Origin of the sequence: Pseudomonas orientalis, assembly GCF_001439815.1 — a bacterium.
Classification (GTDB): Bacteria; Pseudomonadota; Gammaproteobacteria; order Pseudomonadales; family Pseudomonadaceae; genus Aquipseudomonas; species Aquipseudomonas orientalis.
The window spans coordinates 133986-152152 of the sequence record NZ_JYLM01000006.1 but is presented as its reverse complement, the minus strand read 5'-3'; the positions used below and the strand labels follow the sequence as shown (position 1 = coordinate 152152).

Annotated in this window: 15 protein-coding genes; 11 read left to right on the top strand and 4 right to left on the bottom strand. The window is 62.1% G+C overall.

The window, feature by feature from the left end; all coding sequences use genetic code 11:
- Nucleotides 1–78 precede the first annotated feature (78 nt).
- Both thiC and cytX read left to right on the top strand, forming a co-directional pair.
- Complete coding sequence (gene thiC / locus TU82_RS16425; RefSeq protein ID WP_057724324.1) at nt 79–1983, top strand: phosphomethylpyrimidine synthase ThiC; 1905 nt, start codon at nt 79–81, stop codon at nt 1981–1983.
- Nucleotides 1984–2147: 164 nt separating this feature from the next.
- Nucleotides 2148–3437, top strand: a complete 1290-nt coding sequence (cytX, locus tag TU82_RS16420) for a putative hydroxymethylpyrimidine transporter CytX (protein ID WP_057724322.1) — start codon at nt 2148–2150, stop codon at nt 3435–3437.
- On the opposite strand, the gene TU82_RS16415 is transcribed toward cytX, so the two are convergent.
- Nucleotides 3406–4152: an RsiV family protein gene (locus TU82_RS16415; protein ID WP_057724320.1), complete on the bottom strand. Its 747-nt coding sequence runs from the start codon at nt 4150–4152 to the stop codon at nt 3406–3408. The genes cytX and TU82_RS16415 overlap by 32 nt on opposite strands.
- 194 nt (nt 4153–4346) lie before the next feature.
- Here TU82_RS16415 and TU82_RS16410 point away from each other — a divergent pair, with 194 nt between their 5' ends.
- The 8 genes from TU82_RS16410 to TU82_RS16375 all read left to right on the top strand — a co-directional run bounded on the left by TU82_RS16410 (nt 4347) and on the right by TU82_RS16375 (nt 13270).
- Nucleotides 4347–4964 carry an NUDIX domain-containing protein gene (locus tag TU82_RS16410; RefSeq protein ID WP_057724318.1) on the top strand — a complete coding sequence of 206 codons (618 nt, stop codon included), beginning with the start codon at nt 4347–4349 and terminating at the stop codon, nt 4962–4964.
- Nucleotides 4955–5404, top strand: coding sequence for a DUF1249 domain-containing protein (locus tag TU82_RS16405; protein WP_012721893.1), 450 nt, complete (start codon nt 4955–4957; stop codon nt 5402–5404). Before TU82_RS16410 ends, TU82_RS16405 begins: the two co-directional genes overlap by 10 nt.
- A gap of 97 nt (nt 5405–5501) precedes the next feature.
- The gene (cpdA, locus tag TU82_RS16400; protein WP_057724316.1) at nt 5502–6317 is read left to right on the top strand and encodes a 3',5'-cyclic-AMP phosphodiesterase; all 816 of its coding nucleotides are present in this window, start codon (nt 5502–5504) and stop codon (nt 6315–6317) included.
- Between the two features lie 181 nt (nt 6318–6498).
- On the top strand, nt 6499–7107 hold the full coding sequence (locus TU82_RS16395) for a YqiA/YcfP family alpha/beta fold hydrolase (RefSeq protein WP_057724313.1): 609 nt from the start codon (nt 6499–6501) through the stop codon (nt 7105–7107).
- Nucleotides 7108–7151: 44 nt separating this feature from the next.
- Complete coding sequence (gene parE, locus TU82_RS16390; protein WP_057724311.1) at nt 7152–9056, top strand: DNA topoisomerase IV subunit B; 1905 nt, start codon at nt 7152–7154, stop codon at nt 9054–9056.
- Nucleotides 9056–10051, top strand: a complete 996-nt coding sequence (locus TU82_RS16385; protein WP_057724310.1) for an esterase-like activity of phytase family protein — start codon at nt 9056–9058, stop codon at nt 10049–10051. The genes parE and TU82_RS16385 overlap by 1 nt, the downstream gene beginning before the upstream one ends.
- 70 nt (nt 10052–10121) lie before the next feature.
- Nucleotides 10122–12386, top strand: coding sequence for a DNA topoisomerase IV subunit A (gene parC, locus TU82_RS16380; RefSeq protein WP_057724307.1), 2265 nt, complete (start codon nt 10122–10124; stop codon nt 12384–12386).
- Between the two features lie 173 nt (nt 12387–12559).
- Entirely contained in the window at nt 12560–13270 is a 711-nt protein-coding gene (locus TU82_RS16375) for a PqiC family protein (protein WP_057724305.1), read from the top strand.
- 191 nt (nt 13271–13461) lie between these two features.
- On the opposite strand, the gene TU82_RS16370 is transcribed toward TU82_RS16375, so the two are convergent.
- Nucleotides 13462–14997: an AhpA/YtjB family protein gene (locus tag TU82_RS16370; protein WP_057724303.1), complete on the bottom strand. Its 1536-nt coding sequence runs from the start codon at nt 14995–14997 to the stop codon at nt 13462–13464.
- A gap of 133 nt (nt 14998–15130) precedes the next feature.
- Here TU82_RS16370 and serB point away from each other — a divergent pair, with 133 nt between their 5' ends.
- Complete coding sequence (gene serB / locus TU82_RS16365; protein WP_057724301.1) at nt 15131–16345, top strand: phosphoserine phosphatase SerB; 1215 nt, start codon at nt 15131–15133, stop codon at nt 16343–16345.
- A 125-nt stretch (nt 16346–16470) separates the two neighbouring features.
- Here the strand turns inward: serB and asd are convergent, their stop codons facing one another.
- Together asd and TU82_RS16355 are read right to left on the bottom strand one after the other, a co-directional pair.
- A complete protein-coding gene (gene asd / locus TU82_RS16360; protein WP_057724299.1) occupies nt 16471–17331 on the bottom strand; it encodes an archaetidylserine decarboxylase in 861 nt (286 codons plus the stop codon).
- Nucleotides 17332–17347: 16 nt separating this feature from the next.
- Nucleotides 17348–18163 carry a rhodanese-like domain-containing protein gene (locus TU82_RS16355; protein ID WP_057724297.1) on the bottom strand — a complete coding sequence of 272 codons (816 nt, stop codon included), beginning with the start codon at nt 18161–18163 and terminating at the stop codon, nt 17348–17350.
- Nucleotides 18164–18167: the final 4 nt, after the last annotated feature.

Here is an 18167-nt window from a genome sequence, read left to right as displayed (position 1 = left end):
CACTGATTCCAGTGCATCCGTCCGTCACAGGTTCGCTCCGACAAAAATCCACCGCCTGGATAAGTTGGAGAGCCCGTGATGAGCACCGAACTAAAAAGCCAAAAATCAAAGAACACCGTGCACCTGAGTGAATCGGCAAAGGTCGACTCCGGCTCCGTGCAGCCGTTTACCCGCTCGCAGAAGATCTACGTACAGGGCTCGCGTCCCGATATTCGCGTGCCCATGCGCGAAGTCAGCCTGGATATGACGCCCACCGAATTCGGCGGTGAAATCAATGCACCGGTGGTGGTCTATGACACATCGGGTCCGTATACCGATCCCAACGTGATCATCGACGTGCGCAAAGGCCTGGCCGACGTGCGCTCGCCCTGGATCGAAGAGCGCGGCGATACCGAGCGACTGGCCTGCCTGAGCTCACGCTACGGCCAGGAACGCCTGGATAACCCGGACCTGGCTTACCTGCGCTTTGCCCATCTGCAAAATCCACGACGGGCCAAGGCCGGCGCCAACGTCAGCCAGATGCACTACGCGCGCAAAGGCATCATTACGCCCGAAATGGAATATGTGGCCATCCGCGAAAACATGAAGCTTGAGGAAGCCCGCGCCGCCGGCCTGCTCAAGCAACAGCATGCGGGACACAGCTTTGGCGCCAGCATTCCAAAGATCATCACGCCCGAATTTGTCCGTGAAGAAATCGCCCGTGGCCGCGCCATCATCCCGGCCAACATCAATCACACTGAACTGGAACCGATGATTATCGGCCGTAACTTCCTGGTGAAGATCAACGGCAATATCGGTAACAGTGCGCTGGGCTCGTCCATCGAAGAAGAAGTGGCGAAGATGACCTGGGGTATTCGCTGGGGCTCCGACAACATCATGGATCTGTCCACCGGCAAGCACATCCACGAAACCCGCGAGTGGATTATCCGCAACTCGCCGGTGCCGATCGGCACCGTACCCATCTACCAGGCACTGGAGAAAGTCGACGGTGTGGCAGAAGACCTGACTTGGGAACTGTTCCGCGACACCCTGATCGAGCAAGCCGAACAGGGCGTCGACTACTTCACGATCCATGCCGGCGTATTGCTGCGCTATGTGCCGCTGACCGCCAGCCGCGTCACCGGTATCGTCAGTCGTGGCGGGGCGATCATGGCCAAATGGTGCCTGGCGCACCACAAGGAAAACTTCGCCTACACGCATTTCGAAGAAATCTGCGAAATCATGAAAGCCTATGACGTCAGCTTTTCGCTGGGCGATGGCCTGCGTCCGGGCTCGATCGCCGACGCCAACGACGCCGCGCAATTCGGTGAGCTGGAAACCCTGGGCGAGCTGACCAAGATCGCCTGGAAGCACGACGTGCAAACCATGATCGAAGGCCCTGGCCACGTGCCAATGCAGTTGATCAAGGAGAACATGGACAAGCAGCTCGAATGCTGCGACGAGGCGCCGTTCTACACCCTCGGTCCGCTGACCACCGACATCGCGCCGGGCTACGACCACATCACCTCCGGCATCGGCGCGGCAATGATCGGCTGGTTCGGCTGCGCCATGCTCTGCTACGTCACACCCAAGGAACACCTGGGCTTGCCGAACAAGGATGACGTGAAGACCGGCATCATCACCTACAAGATCGCCGCGCACGCCGCCGACCTTGCCAAGGGCCATCCGGGCGCGCAGATTCGCGACAACGCGTTGAGCAAGGCGCGCTTCGAATTCCGCTGGGAAGACCAGTTCAACCTGGGCCTGGACCCGGACACCGCGCGGGCGTTTCACGACGAGACCCTGCCGAAAGAGTCCGCCAAGGTGGCGCATTTCTGCTCGATGTGCGGGCCGAAATTCTGTTCGATGAAAGTCACCCATGAAGTGCGTGAATACGCGGCCAACCAGCGTATTGAGGCGGTGGATGTGGACGTGGCAAAGGGCCTGGCCGAGCAGGCGGAGCGGTTCAGGCAGGAAGGCAGTCAGCTCTACAAGAAGGTCTGATCCGAAGGTGGCGGTGACTGTACCGCCGCCATCGGGGGCAAGCCCCCTCCCACATTTTGACTGAGGTTGACACAGCGTTTGTGTTCACCGCGGATCCAGTGTGGGAGGGGGCTTGCCCCCGATGGCAATTTCCCTGACAACAAAGCCCCTCAGAGACTTCACCCTTGAGCATTCAACCCAGCACTTACTCACCCGACATCGCGGTGCCTCCTGACAAACGCGTCTTCGGCACCCGCGACCTGTTCTCCCTGTGGTTCTCCCTCGGCATCGGCCTGATGGTCCTGCAAACCGGCGCCTTACTGGCGCCGGGCCTGGGCTTGTCCGGCTCATTGCTGGCCATCTTCCTCGGCACCCTGGTGGGCGTGCTGTTGCTGGCCGCCGTCGGCGTGTTCGGCAGCGACACCGGGCTGTCGGCCATGGCCGCGCTCAAGCTCAGCCTCGGTACGCGGGGCGCGAGCCTGCCGGCGCTGTTGAACCTGCTGCAGTTGATTGGCTGGGGTTCGTTCGAAATCATCGTAATGCGCGATGCCGCCAGCTTGTTGGGCACGCGCGCGTTCAGTGAGGGCAGCCTGTTGGCCAGTCCCTTGTTATGGACCGTATTTTTCGGTGGCCTTGCCACCTTGCTGGCGGTGAGCGGCCCGTTGACCTTCGTGCGGCAAATCCTGCGCAGATGGGGTATCTGGTTGCTGCTCGCGGCCTGTCTGTGGCTGACCTGGAACCTGTTCGCCAAGGCCGACCTTGCCGCATTGTGGGCCCAGCCCGGTGACGGCTCGATGCCGTTTGCGGTGGGCTTCGACATTGCCATCGCGATGCCGCTGTCGTGGCTGCCGCTGATCGCCGACTACTCACGCTTTGGCAAGCGCGCGAAAAGCGTGTTCGGCGGCACTGCGCTGGGGTTCTTTATCGGTAATGTCTGGCTGATGAGCCTGGGCGTGGCCTACACCTTGGCGTTTGCGCCCAGCGGGGAGGTGAACGCGCTGCTGCTGGCCCTGGCCGGCGCCGGCCTGGGTATTCCGCTGCTGCTGATCCTGTTGGACGAGTCGGAAAACGCCTTTGCCGATATTCACTCGGCGGCGGTGTCGAGCGGGATGCTGCTGGGTTTGAAAGTCGAGCACCTGGCATTGGCCATCGGTGTGATCTGCACCGTGATTGCCTGCCTGGCGCCCCTGGCGCAATACCAGAACTTCCTGTTGCTGATCGGTTCGGTGTTTGCGCCGCTGTTCGGCGTGGTACTGGTGGATCACTTTCTCCTGCGCCGTCGGCGCCAGGGCGCGGTGACCCTGCTGCATTGGCCCGCGCTGGCGGCGTGGCTGGGCGGCATCGGCACTTACCACCTGTTGGCGCACCTCTATCCGGACATCGGCGCGACCCTGCCGGCATTGCTGCTGGCAGGGTTGTTGCAATTGATCCTGGGACGGGCGGTCAGCGGCGCGCGGGCATCAGCTCAGGCTTGATCACACCGGTCAGGCGCGCATAGGGGATGGTGATTTCGATCAGCCCCTGGGCGTAGGGAGCGATGGTGGTGACGTTGTACTTGAGCACTACGCCGCCGCTGGTCAAGGCCACGTTCGGGGTTTTCTGGAACGGCCAGTTCTTCACGAACTCCGGGTCGCGGTCCATCTTGGTGTTGATCAGCCAGCTGTTATGGGCAACTTTTGCCGTATTCCAGAAGGCCTGCTCCTGGCCGGGCACCAGCATGTCGGCCAAGCCCAATTCCTTGTGCAGCACCCGCGAATAGTTGATGAAACCGCGGCCAGGCTCACCGTGAGCCACGCCGGTGTCCAGGTAGCTGGACACTTCAACGATCACCAGTCCGTCATGCTGCTCACGTACCTTGGCCTGCAAATACATGCTGTGGCGGTCGGGAGATTCGCGCAGGAATGTGTCCCGGTAGGCATTCAGGGTCGCAGGGACGCTGGCGCCGGGCGTAGTGCGGGTCATCTGCAACAGGCGCTGCTCGACCAGTTTGTCCAGTTGCGGGTCGGCGGGGAAATGCACGGTATCGATGTTCACCAGCGGGCAATCCGGGCTGCCGCAGCCGGGCTTGATCTGCTCCGATTTGTCGGTGGTGACGTCCAGCGGTTTGAGCTGGCCGGGCTGGAACAGGCTCTGGCAGGCACCCAGGGTCAAGGCAATACAAGCCATGGAGGCGATTTTTAAAAGCGACATGTGTGTCCTTCGTAAATCGATGGAAAGCGAAAAGAGTAGCGCTTGGACTGCCAACAGGGCCGCCAGTTCGCCACTAGACTGATTAGCGTGAGTTTGACGCCCGCCGTCTATCCCGGCAACCGGAAAGGGGCTGCGCCGACCCGCTTGGGCGCGTTAGGATGGCGCCCATTGCACGGCCCATGACGAGGAAGAAGATGACGGACTTAACGAAGTCGACGCCGAAGAACATCGAAATTGTCCAGCGCGACGCTGCCTACAAGGGCTTTTATCAGCTCGATCGCGTGCAACTGCGCCACGAGAAGTTCGACGGCGGCATGAGCCGCGTGATCAATCGTGAAGTCTTTGTGCGCCATGATGCGGTGTGCGTATTGCCCTACGATCCGCAGCGCGATGAAGTGGTGCTGATCGAGCAGTTCCGCGTGGGCGCCATGGGCCGTACCGACAACCCGTGGCTGGTGGAAATGGTCGCCGGCCTGATCGACAAGGACGAGCAACCCGAGGAGGTTGCACACCGCGAAGCCGAGGAGGAAGCTGGGCTGACGTTCTGCGCGCTGTGGCCGATCACCAAGTATTTCCCGTCGCCCGGCGGCAGTACCGAATTCGTCCACCTGTACCTGGGGCGTTGCGACAGCTCACAGGCCGGTGGTATCCATGGATTGGAAGTAGAGGCTGAAGATATCCGCGTCACCGTCTGGGCATTCGAAGATGCCTTTCAAGCGGTGCGCGACGGCAGGATTTCCAATGCAGCCAGCATCATTGCCCTGCAATGGCTTGCGCTTAATCGCGCGGAAGTGAGGGGGCTATGGCAGTAAAGGCACGGGAACGTTATCGAGTCGACTTGATCGGGCTGCAAGCGGCCTGCGAGGCCAACTATGCGCGGCTGATGCGCCTGCTGCCCGACATGCGTCACGCCCCCGAGGCGCGGCGCATCGGTGTGACCCATGGCGACCAGATGCTCGGCGTGCTGGCACTGGAAGTCATCGTCAACTGCCCGTACACCACCACCTTGCGTGTGCGTCAGGAGCACAGCCTGCCGTGGCTGCCGGTGCCGCAGCTGGAAGTGCAGGTGTACCACGACGCGCGAATGGCCGAAGTGATCAGCGCCGAACATGCGCGACGCTTTCGCAGCATCTATCCTTACCCGAATGTGTTCATGCACCAGCCCGATGAGAAAGCCCAGCTCAATGTGTTCCTCGGCGAATGGTTGAGCCACTGCCTGGCCCTGGGTCACGAGTTCGAAGCTGTTCGGTAGATGTGAACTGCGTCGGGTTCCTGGGTTTCCTCTTTGTGTCCTGCCCCAGCATAATCACGCCAAACGTCCATTCCTGTGATTGCCTTGGGAGAGCGCCTTGCCGAGCGTATCCACCGTGAGCCCCGATGCACCGGTATTGCTGGTGCAACTGTCCGACAGCCATTTGTTTGCCGAGGCCGATGGCGCGCTGCTGGGCATGAATACCCGTGAAAGCCTGCAGCGGGTGATCGAGTTGGTGCGCGCGCAGCAGCCATGGATCGACCTGGTACTGGCCACGGGTGATCTATCGCAGGACGGCACGCTTGAGTCGTACCGGCAATTTCGCGACATGACTACGCCCCTGGGGGCTCCGACGCGCTGGATTCCGGGTAATCATGACGAGCCGCCGATCATGGCCCGGGCCGCCGCACACAGTGATCTGCTGGAGCCGGTGGTCGATATCGGCCACTGGCGCGTCACCCTGCTGGACTCCGCCGTTCCCGGTTCCGTGCCGGGTTACCTGCAAGACCAGCAACTGCAGTTGCTCGCCCAGGCCTTGAGTGAGGCGCCGAACCGTCACCACCTGGTGTGTTTTCACCACCATCCGGTACCCATCGGTTGTGCCTGGATGGAGCCCATCGGCCTGCGCAACCCCGATGCGTTGTTTGCCGTGCTCGACCGTTTCCCACAGGTGCGGGCGGTGCTCTGGGGGCATGTGCACCAAGAGATCGACCGCGAACGCAACGGCGTGCGCCTGCTGGCGTCGCCCTCCACCTGCATCCAGTTCACGCCGGGAAGTGACGACTTTCAGGTCAGCGACCATGCCCCAGGCTATCGCTGGCTGCGGTTGCATGCCGACGGGCGGTTGGAGACCGGGGTGGAGCGGGTCAAGGATTTCGCTTTTACCGTCGACTACGGCAGCAACGGCTATTAATAGCTGTAAACACTGATCAAAAGTGTGGGAGGGGGCTTGCCCCCGATAGCGGTGTGTCAGCTGCCATATGTGCTGACTGACACTCCGCCATCGGGGGCAAGCCCCCTCCCACATGGGTTCTCACACAGGCCCTCGATCCCTGTAAACTGCGCCTCTTTGGCTGAGTCACGGAGAGCCCGGCATGTCCGCTTCGATCCTCTATATCCACGGTTTCAACAGTGCGCCGGCCTCCAACAAGGCCAGCCAGTTGATCACCGTAATGGGCAAGCTTGGCCTGTCCGAGCGGCTGCGTGTTCCGGCGTTGCATCACCACCCGCGTCAGGCGATTCCTCAATTGGAGGAGGCCATCGCAGAACTGGGCAGGCCGCTGCTGGTCGGCAGTTCATTGGGCGGCTACTATGCAACCCATCTTGCCGAACGCCATGGCCTCAAGGCGCTGCTGGTCAACCCGGCGGTGAGCCCGCATCGGATGTTCGACGGTTACCTGGGCACCCAGAAGAACCTCTACACCGACGAAACCTGGGAATTGACCCACGACCACGTCACGGCATTGGCCGAGCTGGAAGTAGCGGCCCCTCAGGACGCCGCGCGTTATCAGGTGTGGTTGCAGACCGGGGACGAAACCCTGGATTATCGCCTGGCCCAGCAGTATTACCGGGCCTGTGCCTTGCGCATCCAGGCCGGTGGCGACCATGGTTACCAAGGGTTCGCCCGGCAATTGCCGGCATTGCTGTGCTTTGCCGGCATTGGCGCAGATCAGTATCAATCCTTTGATTTTTCGTCACTGTAAAATCGCAGGTCACTTTTTAATCGAACGACTCACGACGAGACCCCATGGCCACTCCCAGCGCTAGCTCTTATAACGCCGACGCCATCGAAGTCCTCTCGGGCCTCGACCCGGTGCGCAAACGCCCCGGCATGTACACCGACACCAGTCGGCCGAACCACCTTGCCCAGGAAGTCATCGACAACAGCGTCGACGAAGCCTTGGCCGGGCACGCCAAGTCGGTGCAGGTCATTCTCCACGCCGACCACTCCCTGGAAGTGTCCGACGACGGCCGCGGCATGCCGGTGGATATCCACCCTGAAGAGGGTGTGTCGGGGGTCGAGCTGATCCTGACCAAGCTGCACGCGGGCGGCAAGTTCTCCAACAAGAACTACCAGTTCTCCGGCGGCTTGCACGGCGTGGGTATTTCCGTGGTCAACGCCTTGTCCACGCAGGTCAGGGTCAAGGTCAAGCGCGACGGCAACGAATACCAGATGACCTTCGCCGACGGCTACAAGGCCACCGACCTCGAAGTGATCGGCACTGTTGGCAAGCGCAACACCGGTACCAGCGTGTACTTCGCGCCGGACCCGAAATACTTCGATTCGCCGAAATTCTCCATCAGCCGTCTCAAGCACGTGCTCAAGGCCAAGGCCGTGCTGTGCCCGGGCCTGTTGGTGAGCTTTGAAGACAAAGGCACCGGCGAAAAGGTCGAGTGGCATTACGAAGACGGCCTGCGCTCCTACCTGGAAGATTCGGTCAGCGACTTTGAGCGCCTGCCCAACGCGCCGTTCTGCGGCAGCCTGGCCGGTAACAAGGAAGCCGTCGACTGGGCGCTGCTGTGGTTGCCCGAAGGCGGCGACAGCGTGCAGGAAAGCTACGTCAACCTGATCCCCACCGCCCAGGGCGGCACCCACGTCAATGGTTTGCGCCAGGGCTTGCTGGATGCCATGCGCGAATTCTGCGAATACCGCAGCCTGCTGCCGCGTGGCGTGAAGCTGGCACCGGAAGACGTGTGGGAGCGCATCGCGTTCGTGCTGTCGATGAAAATGCAGGAGCCGCAGTTCTCCGGCCAGACCAAGGAACGCCTGTCGTCCCGCGAGGCGGCGGCGTTTGTCTCCGGTGTGGTCAAGGACGCCTTCAGTCTGTGGCTCAACGAGCATCCTGAACTGGGCCTGGCCCTGGCCGAGCTTGCGATCAACAACGCCGGCCGTCGCCTCAAGGCCAGCAAGAAGGTCGAGCGCAAGCGCATCACCCAGGGCCCGGCATTGCCCGGCAAGCTGGCCGATTGCGCCGGGCAGGACCCGATGCGCTCAGAGTTGTTCCTGGTGGAAGGTGATTCCGCCGGCGGTTCCGCCAAGCAGGCGCGGGACAAGGAATTCCAGGCAATCCTGCCGTTGCGCGGCAAGATCCTCAACACCTGGGAAGTCGACGGCAGCGAAGTCCTGGCCAGCCAGGAAGTGCACAACATCGCCGTGGCCATCGGCGTCGACCCTGGCGCGGCGGACATGAGCCAGTTGCGCTACGGCAAGATCTGCATCCTCGCCGACGCCGACTCCGACGGCCTGCACATTGCTACCTTGCTGTGCGCGTTGTTCGTGCAGCATTTCCGCCCGTTGGTGGATGCCGGTCACGTCTACGTTGCGATGCCGCCGCTGTACCGTATCGACCTGGGCAAGGAGATTTTCTACGCCCTGGACGAAGCCGAGCGCGATGGCATCCTCGACCGCCTGGTGGCCGAGAAGAAACGCGGCAAGCCACAGGTCACCCGATTCAAGGGCCTGGGTGAGATGAACCCGCCGCAATTGCGTGAAACCACCATGGACCCGAACACCCGGCGCCTGGTGCAGTTGACCCTGGAAGACTTCGCCGGCACCTCGGAAATGATGGACATGCTGCTGGCGAAAAAGCGTGCGCCGGATCGCAAGGCCTGGCTCGAATCCAAAGGCAACCTGGCCGAGGTTCTGGGCTGATGCGCACAGGCGTCGCCCTGGCGATCCTGATGCTGTGCGGGTTGGCGGCCACCGATGGGGTTGCCGCGCCCGTGGCTGAGCTCAAGCGGGTGTCGGAGCATCCGGTAGACGGCATGCGCGGCGGGAACCTGTCGGGCCTGGCGCTGTGTGGCAAGGAATTGTGGACCGTTTCGGACCGTGATGATGACCGGATTTATCGACTGGACACCCGCGAGCCGACCTGGAACGCCGAGGCGTTGAAGATCGACATGCCCCCCGTGCCCGAATCCGGCCTGCCGTGGGGGCTACGTTCGCGCACCAAGGCGGCTTCGTTCATTCGCGGTGGAGATCTGGATTTCGAAGGCATCAGTTGTGATGCCGCAGGCAACCGCTACATTGTCAGCGAAGCCCATGCGGCGGTGTTGCAGGTGCCGGTGGCCGGTGCGCCCGAGTGGCTGAAGATCGCCCCAGGCATGGTCCGCGAAGCGCGGGCCAGCGGCATGTTGCTGCACTTCAACGCGTTGTTCGAGGGCCTGGCGGTGAGCCCGGAAGGTAATCAGATCTGGCTGGCCGCCGAACGTGAGCGCCGTGGCCTGATTTCGATCAAGCGCGGGCAGAGCGTGTGGGATTGCGAGGGTGCTTGCGTATTGCTGAGCGAGGCCGGGCTGGAAGTGCAACCGGCGCAGTTCACCAACGCCAAGGCCGTGTCCAAGGATTTTGCCGACCTTGCACTGTTCAACGGCAAGCTGTTTACCCTGGAGCGCAATGCGTTCCAGATCTGCCGGCGCGACCCGCTCACGGCCAAGGTCGAGCTGTGCTGGTCGTTTGCCGACGAAACCCTGACGCCCGAACGACGTTATCCCCAACCCTATGGCCTGGCCGAAGCCCTGGTGGTGGATGCCGACGGCGCCTGGATTGGCATCGACAATAATTTCGGCGCGCGTGCCGATGGTGAAAAGCGCCCGGTGGTCTATCGTTTTGCCGCCCCGGCCGGCGGCTGGAGTGCCCAGCCATGAGCCGAAACGTTTTTGAATTGAATCAGCGCAGCGGCAGTTCCGCTGCGCCTTACCCAACGATGAGGCCCGCATGAGTGACATCCTCGCAGACAGCTTAGATGGCGTAGAACGCCGATCGCTGGCTGACTTCACCGAAAATGCCTACCTCAACTACTCCATGTACGTGATCATGGACCGTGCCCTGCCGCATATCGGCGACGGCCTGAAGCCCGTACAGCGGCGCATTATCTACGCCATGAGTGAGCTGGGCCTGGACGCCGACTCCAAGCACAAGAAATCGGCGCGTACCGTCGGTGACGTGCTCGGCAAGTTCCACCCCCACGGCGATTCGGCGTGCTACGAAGCCATGGTGCTGATGGCCCAGCCGTTCAGCTACCGCTACACCCTGGTCGACGGCCAGGGTAACTGGGGTGCGCCGGATGATCCCAAATCCTTCGCCGCCATGCGTTACACCGAGGCGCGCCTGTCGCGCTACTCGGAAGTACTGCTCAGTGAGCTGGGCCAGGGCACCGCGAATTGGGGGCCAAACTTCGACGGCACCCTCGACGAACCCCTGGTATTACCGGCACGTTTGCCGAATATCTTGCTCAATGGCACCACCGGCATCGCGGTCGGCATGGCCACCGATGTGCCGCCGCACAACCTGCGCGAAGTCGCCAGCGCCTGCGTGCGTCTGCTTGACGAGCCAAAAGCCACGGTCGAGCAGCTTTGCGAGCATATCCAGGGCCCGGACTACCCGACCGAAGCGGAAATCATCACGCCGCGCGCCGACCTGCTGAAGATGTACGAAACCGGCAAGGGCTCGGTGCGCATGCGCGCGGTGTATCACATTGAAGACGGCGACATTATTGTGACCGCGCTGCCGCATCAGGTGTCCGGCGCCAAGGTGCTGGAGCAGATCGCCGCGTTGATGCAGGCCAAACCGTCGAAACTGCCGCAAGTCGCCGACCTGCGTGATGAGTCCGACCACGAGAACCCCTGCCGCATCGTGATCATCCCGACCAACAGCCGGGTGGATCATGAAGTGCTGATGCAGCATCTGTTTGCCAGCACCGACCTTGAGTCCAGCTACCGGGTCAACGTCAACATCATCGGCCTGGACGGCAAGCCGCAGCTGAAAAACCTGCGTAACCTGCTGGTGGAGTGGCTGGAGTTCCGGGTCAATACCGTGCGCCGCCGCCTGCAATTCCGCCTGGATAAGGTCGAGCGCCGCCTGCACCTGTTGGACGGCTTGTTGATTGCCTACCTCAACCTGGATGAAGTGATCCATATCATCCGCACCGCCGAGCACCCGAAGGCCGAGCTGATCGCGCGTTTCGAGCTGAGCGAAATCCAGGCCGACTATATCCTCGACACCCGCCTGCGCCAGTTGGCGCGACTGGAAGAAATGAAGCTGCGCGACGAGCAGGACGCATTGCTCAAGGAACAAGCCAAGCTGCAAGCGCTGCTGGGCAGCGAAGCCAAACTCAAGAAGCTGGTGCGCAGCGAACTGATCAAGGACGCCGAAACCTACGGCGATGACCGTCGCTCGCCGATTGTCGAGCGTGCCGAAGCGAAAGCTCTGACAGAAACCGAGCTGTTGCCAAACGAGAAAATTACCGTCGTTCTGTCGGAAAAGGGTTGGGTTCGCTCCGCCAAAGGGCATGATATTGACGCCACCGGTCTTTCGTACAAGGCCGGTGATGGCTTCAAGACCGCCGCCGCCGGGCGTTCCAATCAGTTTGCGGTGTTTATCGACTCGACCGGGCGCAGTTATTCGGTGCCGGCCCATACACTGCCTTCCGCACGAGGGCAGGGCGAGCCGCTGACCGGGCGCCTTACACCGCCACCGGGGGCGAATTTCGAGTGCGTGCTGCTGCCGGACGATGATTCGTTGTATGTCATCGCTTCCGACGCCGGTTACGGATTCGTGGTCAAGGGTGAAGACCTGCAGGCCAAGAACAAGGCGGGCAAGGCACTGCTGAGCCTGCCGAACAATGCCAAGGTGATCCTGCCGCGACCGGTGGAGGATCGTGAACACAACTGGCTGGCCTCCGTGACCACCGAAGGGCGCTTGCTGGTGTTCAAGATCAGCGACCTGCCGCAGCTGGGCAAGGGCAAGGGCAACAAGATCATTGGTATCCCGGGAGAGCGGGTGGCCAGTCGCGAGGAGTACGTGACTGACATCGCCGTCATCCCCGAAGGCGCTACGCTGGTGCTTCAGGCCGGCAAGCGCACGCTGTCGCTGCGCCCTGACGACCTTGAGCACTACAAGGGCGAGCGTGGCCGACGCGGCAACAAACTGCCTCGAGGCTTCCAGCGAGTGGATGCTTTGTTGGTAGAAACGCCTGCTTAAGGCGTACTAGAGGCCTCGATCTACGATTTAACGCGTAGATCGACGCTTTGGCGCTGGAGTCATGGCGCATATTCACGGATGATATGGCCTTTCCAGCGCCGGCGTGGCCGAGCGTATTTAGGTTATTTTTAGTATTACATTGTGGTTCGCCGTGCGGCAGCCACCTGGATGGGATGATGACTGCTCCACGCCTTCCTCTATTTTTGATGCTCGCCGGCCTGTTGGGGCTGGCGGGTTGCAGCACGCACCAGCCGGTGTCGCTGTACCAGCTGGACAGCGGAAGTCCGGCTCAGCCCGCACAAACCGCGGGTATGGCGGTCCTGTTGGGTCCGGTCATCGTTGCCGATTACCTGCAGCGCGAAACCCTGCTCCAACGTCAGAACGACGGAAGCCTGCAAGGTTCCACGGATGGTCGTTGGGCGGGCAGCCTGTCCTCCGATATCAATCAATTGATGTTGCGTCAGGTGGCCGGCCAGCTGGACAGCCAGCGCGTAGTTTTGGCCCCAGGCCCTTCCGGGTTCACGCCGGATGTGCAGGTGCTGCTGACCATCACGCGGCTTGACTCCGGCAAGTCGCAACCGGCGATCCTGGATGCACAGTGGCGCTTGATCGACCGTCGCGGGCAGGTACGGGACAACCGTATCGTGCACCTGCAGGAAGAACATGCCGGCACCACGGCGTCCCAGGTCCAGGCCCAGGGCGTATTGTTGCAGCACCTGGCGCAGCAGTTGTCGGTGGCGCTCAAGCCGCTGGCCAACCAGCCGCCGATTGCCGAGGCACCGCGCAAGCAGGCGCCGGCGCAGGCCAAGCCCGCCACACCGGGAAAGCCGAAGATGCCGATGGCAGCACCGATTCGTACGGATCTGGAAGTGTTCCGGTTCTGATCTGAATGGCAGACAAACAAAGAGGCCCGCTGAGTAAGCGGGCCTTTTGTTTGGGCTGCAATTTAAGCTGCACCACAATTAACTGTGGGAGGGGGCTTGCCCCCGATGGCGGTGGGTCAGTTAATGCATCTCTGACTGGACTGGCGCTATCGGGGGCAAGCCCCCTCCCACATTGGGTTTAGCGGTGTTCTTCAATTCTTGTTACGGGTCTCATGCATCCGCGCAAGCTGGCGCTCCAGCATCGATGGATAAGGCTCCATCAGGCGCTCCACACAGCTGGCGCCCTCAGGGCTGGCAATCGGGCGGATGCGGGCGCGTTGGCGGATCAGCGGGTCTTCACTGATCTTGCGCTCCACCAGCAGCAAATTACGGCTGTGCTGCGACAAGGCCAGGGCATCCTGAGCGATCTCGGTCAGCAGCAGGTCGATCTGGCTGATGCCGAACAGGTCATCACCCACCGTCAGGCCCAACTGCAATTGCAACGTAATGCCGCTGTCGGCCACTTCGATCTGCAAGGCATGGCCCAGGGCGCGCAGCAACTCGCCGCAGCAGATGGCATTGGTCAGGTAGTCTTCGCCGCTGTCTTCGCTGTGGAACAACATCAATGTGCTGCCGTCGTTCAGGGTGTGCAGTTCGCTCTGGTAGAGCGAGGCGGCCTGGTCGAGACAGTCGCGGTAGCGTTCCAGCAGTTCCGTCAGACGGGCGCGGGGCAGGCGGCGCAGTTGGTCCTGGGCACCCAGTTGCACGGCGAGTACGGCGCTGTACTGGGGCTCGCTGCTCCTGGCCGCGAGTGCTTTCGGTGCTGCGGCGGGAGCGGTATCTGCGGTGTCGCGCAGGTCAGCGAACGGGTCTTCGTCGTCCAGTTCGTCTTCCTCGGCCTTGACCACATGCCGTGGCGCAGGCTTCAAACCCGCCACCGGAGCGCTTTCGTCGAAGCCTGGGTCACGCAGGTCGCGCGCTTCAAACTCAGGCTCGTCGTCGCTGTAGTCGGCGTCGTCGTACTCAGGCTCGGGCTCAACCTCAGGCACAGTCGGCTCCGGGGCGAAGCTGGCATGCAGCTGGCGCGCCAGGTCGCCGATTTCGTCCTGGCGGTCGGTGGCCGGGGTATGTTCGTCGATATCGCGCAGCCAGATGCGCAATTGCATCAAGGGCGTGGAGATATGCCGCCCCAGGCGCAGGCTCAAGGCCAGGGCGAGGGCCAGCAGGATCGCGCTGAGGATGCCCATGCTTTGCAGGCTGATGGTCATCGGCTGCTGGAACTGTTGCATGTCCAGGCTGATGCGCAATTGGCCAGCTTTCACATCCTGAAACGTGATATTGCTCTGGTACAGGCCCTCGGCTTCGCCCAACAGGCCGTTTTTCGGGCGTTGCCCGGCTTCGGCCATGATCCGGTTGTCCACGCTATAAATAGCAGCGTGGGCCACCAGGGGGTTCTTGGTCAGGTTGTTGAGCAGTACGTTGAGGCTGAGGATGTCGTTGGACACCAGCAACTCAGTCGCCGAGGTGGCGGTCTGGGTGGTCAGGCTCTCGCCCAGGGCGTCGGCTTGCTCGTGCATGGCCTGTTTGAACTGCAAACCCATCACACAGGCGTAGATCACCAGGGCCAGGGCGACCAGGATCACGTTATGGCTGGCGATGCGTAATGCAATCGGTACACGGCGGTGGCGCAGTGCCCGGAAGATCAGCAGGAAGAAGTTATCGGTTTTTACTGGCGTGGGCCGGTTCACTTGCGCTCGGCTCTTGGTCCGTGAAGTTGACGCGCAGTATAGCGACAGGCCCATGACCGGCAAAGCGCTGGCTGTGCCCGATGGTCACTGAAAGTGGGTAGAATGCGGTTTTTTTCCAGCCTGGGGGTGCGCTTTGCGCGAAATTGTCCTGATCAACATCACAGGTCTTGACCGACCGGGTCTCACCGCGGCCATTACCGGCGTCCTGGCCCAGGGTGGTGTGAACATTCTCGACATCGGTCAGGCGGTGATCCACGACACCCTGTCGTTCGGCATCCTGGTGGAAATCCCCAGCACTGAGCAGGCATCCTCGGTCCTCAAGGACATCCTGTTTACCGCCTACAAGCTGGATCAGCAGGTGCGCTTCACCCCGGTGTCCGAAGCCGATTACCAGCATTGGGTCGAAGGCCAGGGCAAAAAACGCCATATCGTGACGCTGCTCACCCGCAAGGTAACGGCCGAACAACTGCAGCGGGTCAGCTCGATCACGGCGCATTACGGTTTGAACATCGACCATATCGACCGTCTGTCGGGGCGTATGCCGCTGGACACGCCGGCTGACAAAGGCAAGGGCTGCATCGAGTTCTCGGTGCGCGGCGAGCCGGCCGATGCGCAAGCGCTGCGCGCCGAATTCCTGAGCGTGGCCCAGGAGCTGAATGTCGACATCGCCTTCCAGGAGGATTCGCTGTTCCGACGCAATCGTCGTCTGGCGGTGTTCGACATGGACTCGACCCTGATCGAAGCCGAAGTCATCGACGAGTTGGCCAAGGCGGCGGGTGTGGGCGAGCAGGTCAGCGAGATTACCGAGCGGGCGATGGCCGGCGAGCTGGATTTCCGTGCCAGCTTCAAGGAACGCCTGGCGCTGCTCAAGGGCCTGGATGTGAGTGTGCTCGATTCAATCGGCGCTTCCCTGCGCCTGACCGAAGGCGCCGAAACCCTGTTCGCCGAACTCAAGCGCCTGGGCTACAAGACGGCGATCCTGTCCGGCGGCTTCACCTATTTTGCCAAGCAGCTGCAGGCCAGGCTGGGCATTGACTATGTGTTCGCCAACGAGCTGGAAGTGGTGGATGGCAAAGTGACCGGCGTGGCGGTGGAGCCAATCGTCGATGCGCAACGCAAGGCGGACCTGCTCAGGGAACTGGCGCACAAGGAAGGCTTGCGTCTGGAGCAGACCATTGCGGTCGGCGATGGCGCGAACGACTTGCCGATGCTGGCGATTGCCGGGCTGGGCGTGGCGTTCCGTGCCAAGCCGTTGGTCAAGCAGTCGGCCAAGCAGGCGATTTCGACCCTGGGGCTGGATGGGGTGCTGTATCTGCTGGGCTTGCGTGACCGTGACGGGCAGCTGTAACTGACGAAAGAATACGGTCAGAAATGTGGGAGGGGGCTTGCCCCCGATAGCGGTGGGTCAGCCACTCATTTACTGACTGACACCCCGCCATCGGGGGCAAGCCCCCTCCCACACTTAGTTCTGCGTCAGGCCTTGGGTGTTGCGATACCCTGGCCCATCTGCACGGGCGAGCCCGCCAACAACGCTTCGGTCCACTTCACCTGATCCGGTCCAAACAGCACGATGGCGGTCGAGCCCAGCTTGAAACGACCCAGCTCCGCACCTTTCTCCAGATGAATCGGCGCACGGGCCGCTTCGTCGTAGCGGAAAGTTTTCAGTTCGCGCTTGGGCGGCGTTACCAGTCCGGCCCACGCCGTCTCAATCGAAGCCACGATCATCGCGCCCACCAACACCACGGCCATCGGGCCGCGTTCGGTGTCGAACAGGCAGACAACCCGCTCGTTACGCGCAAACAGTTCCGGTACGTTTTCGGCGGTGGTCTGGTTCACCGAGAAAATCCGCCCCGGCACATAGACCATTTCGCGCAAGGTGCCGGCCAGCGGCATATGCACGCGGTGGTAGTCCTTCGGCGACAAGTAGATGGTGGCGAAGTCGCCGCCCATGAACGGCGCAGCCAGCGCAGCGTCGCCGCCCAGCAATTCCAGCACGCTGAAGCTGTGGCCCTTGGCCTGGAACACACGGCCATGCTCGATCGGGCCGAGCTGGCTGACGGCACCGTCGGCCGGGCTCAGTACGGCGCCCGGGGTTTGATCGAGTGGGCGCGCACCGTCTTTCAGCGCGCGGGTGAAGAAGGCATTGAAGTGCTCGTAGGCGGTCACGTCTTCAACGAGTGCCTGGGACATGTCCACCTGGTAACGCTTGGCGAACCAACGGGTGAAGGCATTCTTGAACCAGCGCACGCGGCACTCGGCAATGCAGCCGGCCAGGCGCGACAGCAAGTGGTGCGGCAGCAGGTACTGACTGAGGATAAACAACTGCTTTTTCATTAAGTGTCCTTAACCTTTAAATCTCGACAGGGGTATCGGGGTGGTTGCCCCATTCGCCCCAGGAACCGGCATAACCTTTGACTCGCGGATAACCGAGCGCCTTGGCCACCAGGTAGGTGAAGCCAGAGCGGTGGTGGGTCTGGCAGTGGGTGATGATTTCTTTATCGCGGGTCAGCCCGAGGTCCTCGAGGATCTGCGGCATGTCGCGGCGGATACGCAGGCTGCGCGCCTTGTCCATGCCGGCGGTCCATTCGAAGTTCACGGCGCCGGGGATGTGCCCGGCCTTGGCCGCGAGGACTTTTTCGCCGGAGTACTCCAGCGGGCCGCGGGCGTCCCAGATACCCAGGTCGGCCGCGCCGAGCCGGCTTTGCAGGTATTCGCGGGTGGCGGTGGGGCCGTCGTGCAAGGTGAGGCTGACCGGGCCGTCGGCGGGGGCGGGTGCTTCGGTAGATACGGGGTGCTTCTCGTCCAGCCACGCCAACAGGCCGCCGTCGAGGTAGTGGTATTTCTGGTGACCGATCACGTCGAGCATCCAGATAAAGCGTCCGGCCCAGCCGCCGCCTTCGTCGTCATATACCACATACGTGGCGTCGGGTGTGTGGCCCAGCTCGCCGAACAGCGTTTCCAGGTCGGCCTTGTGCGGCAGCAGGCCCGGCGCGGGCGCTTGGCCCAACTGGGTGCGCTTGGGGTCAACGAAATGCGCGCCGGGGATATGCCCTTGGGCGTAGCGGGCGGCACTGGTGAGGTCCACCAGAATCAGGTGTTCGGCATCAAGGCGACCTTGCAGGTCGCTGGATTCGATCACCAGCGGCAAGCCAGAGAAGTCAGGCATTTGA

Bases quoted from the DNA above. Each gene is read 5' to 3' on its own strand.
- TU82_RS16395 (WP_057724313.1), top strand. From the start codon at position 6,499: ATGTCCGCTTCGATCCTCTATATCCACGGTTTCAACAGTGCGCCGGCC.
- parC (WP_057724307.1), top strand. From the start codon at position 10,122: ATGAGTGACATCCTCGCAGACAGCTTAGATGGCGTAGAACGCCGATCG.
- TU82_RS16385 (WP_057724310.1), top strand. From the start codon at position 9,056: ATGCGCACAGGCGTCGCCCTGGCGATCCTGATGCTGTGCGGGTTGGCG.
- TU82_RS16375 (WP_057724305.1), top strand. From the start codon at position 12,560: ATGATGACTGCTCCACGCCTTCCTCTATTTTTGATGCTCGCCGGCCTG.
- TU82_RS16410 (WP_057724318.1), top strand. From the start codon at position 4,347: ATGACGGACTTAACGAAGTCGACGCCGAAGAACATCGAAATTGTCCAG.
- parE (WP_057724311.1), top strand. From the start codon at position 7,152: ATGGCCACTCCCAGCGCTAGCTCTTATAACGCCGACGCCATCGAAGTC.
- TU82_RS16415 (WP_057724320.1), bottom strand. From the start codon at position 4,152: ATGTCGCTTTTAAAAATCGCCTCCATGGCTTGTATTGCCTTGACCCTG.
- asd (WP_057724299.1), bottom strand. From the start codon at position 17,331: ATGAAAAAGCAGTTGTTTATCCTCAGTCAGTACCTGCTGCCGCACCAC.
- TU82_RS16355 (WP_057724297.1), bottom strand. From the start codon at position 18,163: ATGCCTGACTTCTCTGGCTTGCCGCTGGTGATCGAATCCAGCGACCTG.
- thiC (WP_057724324.1), top strand. From the start codon at position 79: ATGAGCACCGAACTAAAAAGCCAAAAATCAAAGAACACCGTGCACCTG.
- TU82_RS16405 (WP_012721893.1), top strand. From the start codon at position 4,955: ATGGCAGTAAAGGCACGGGAACGTTATCGAGTCGACTTGATCGGGCTG.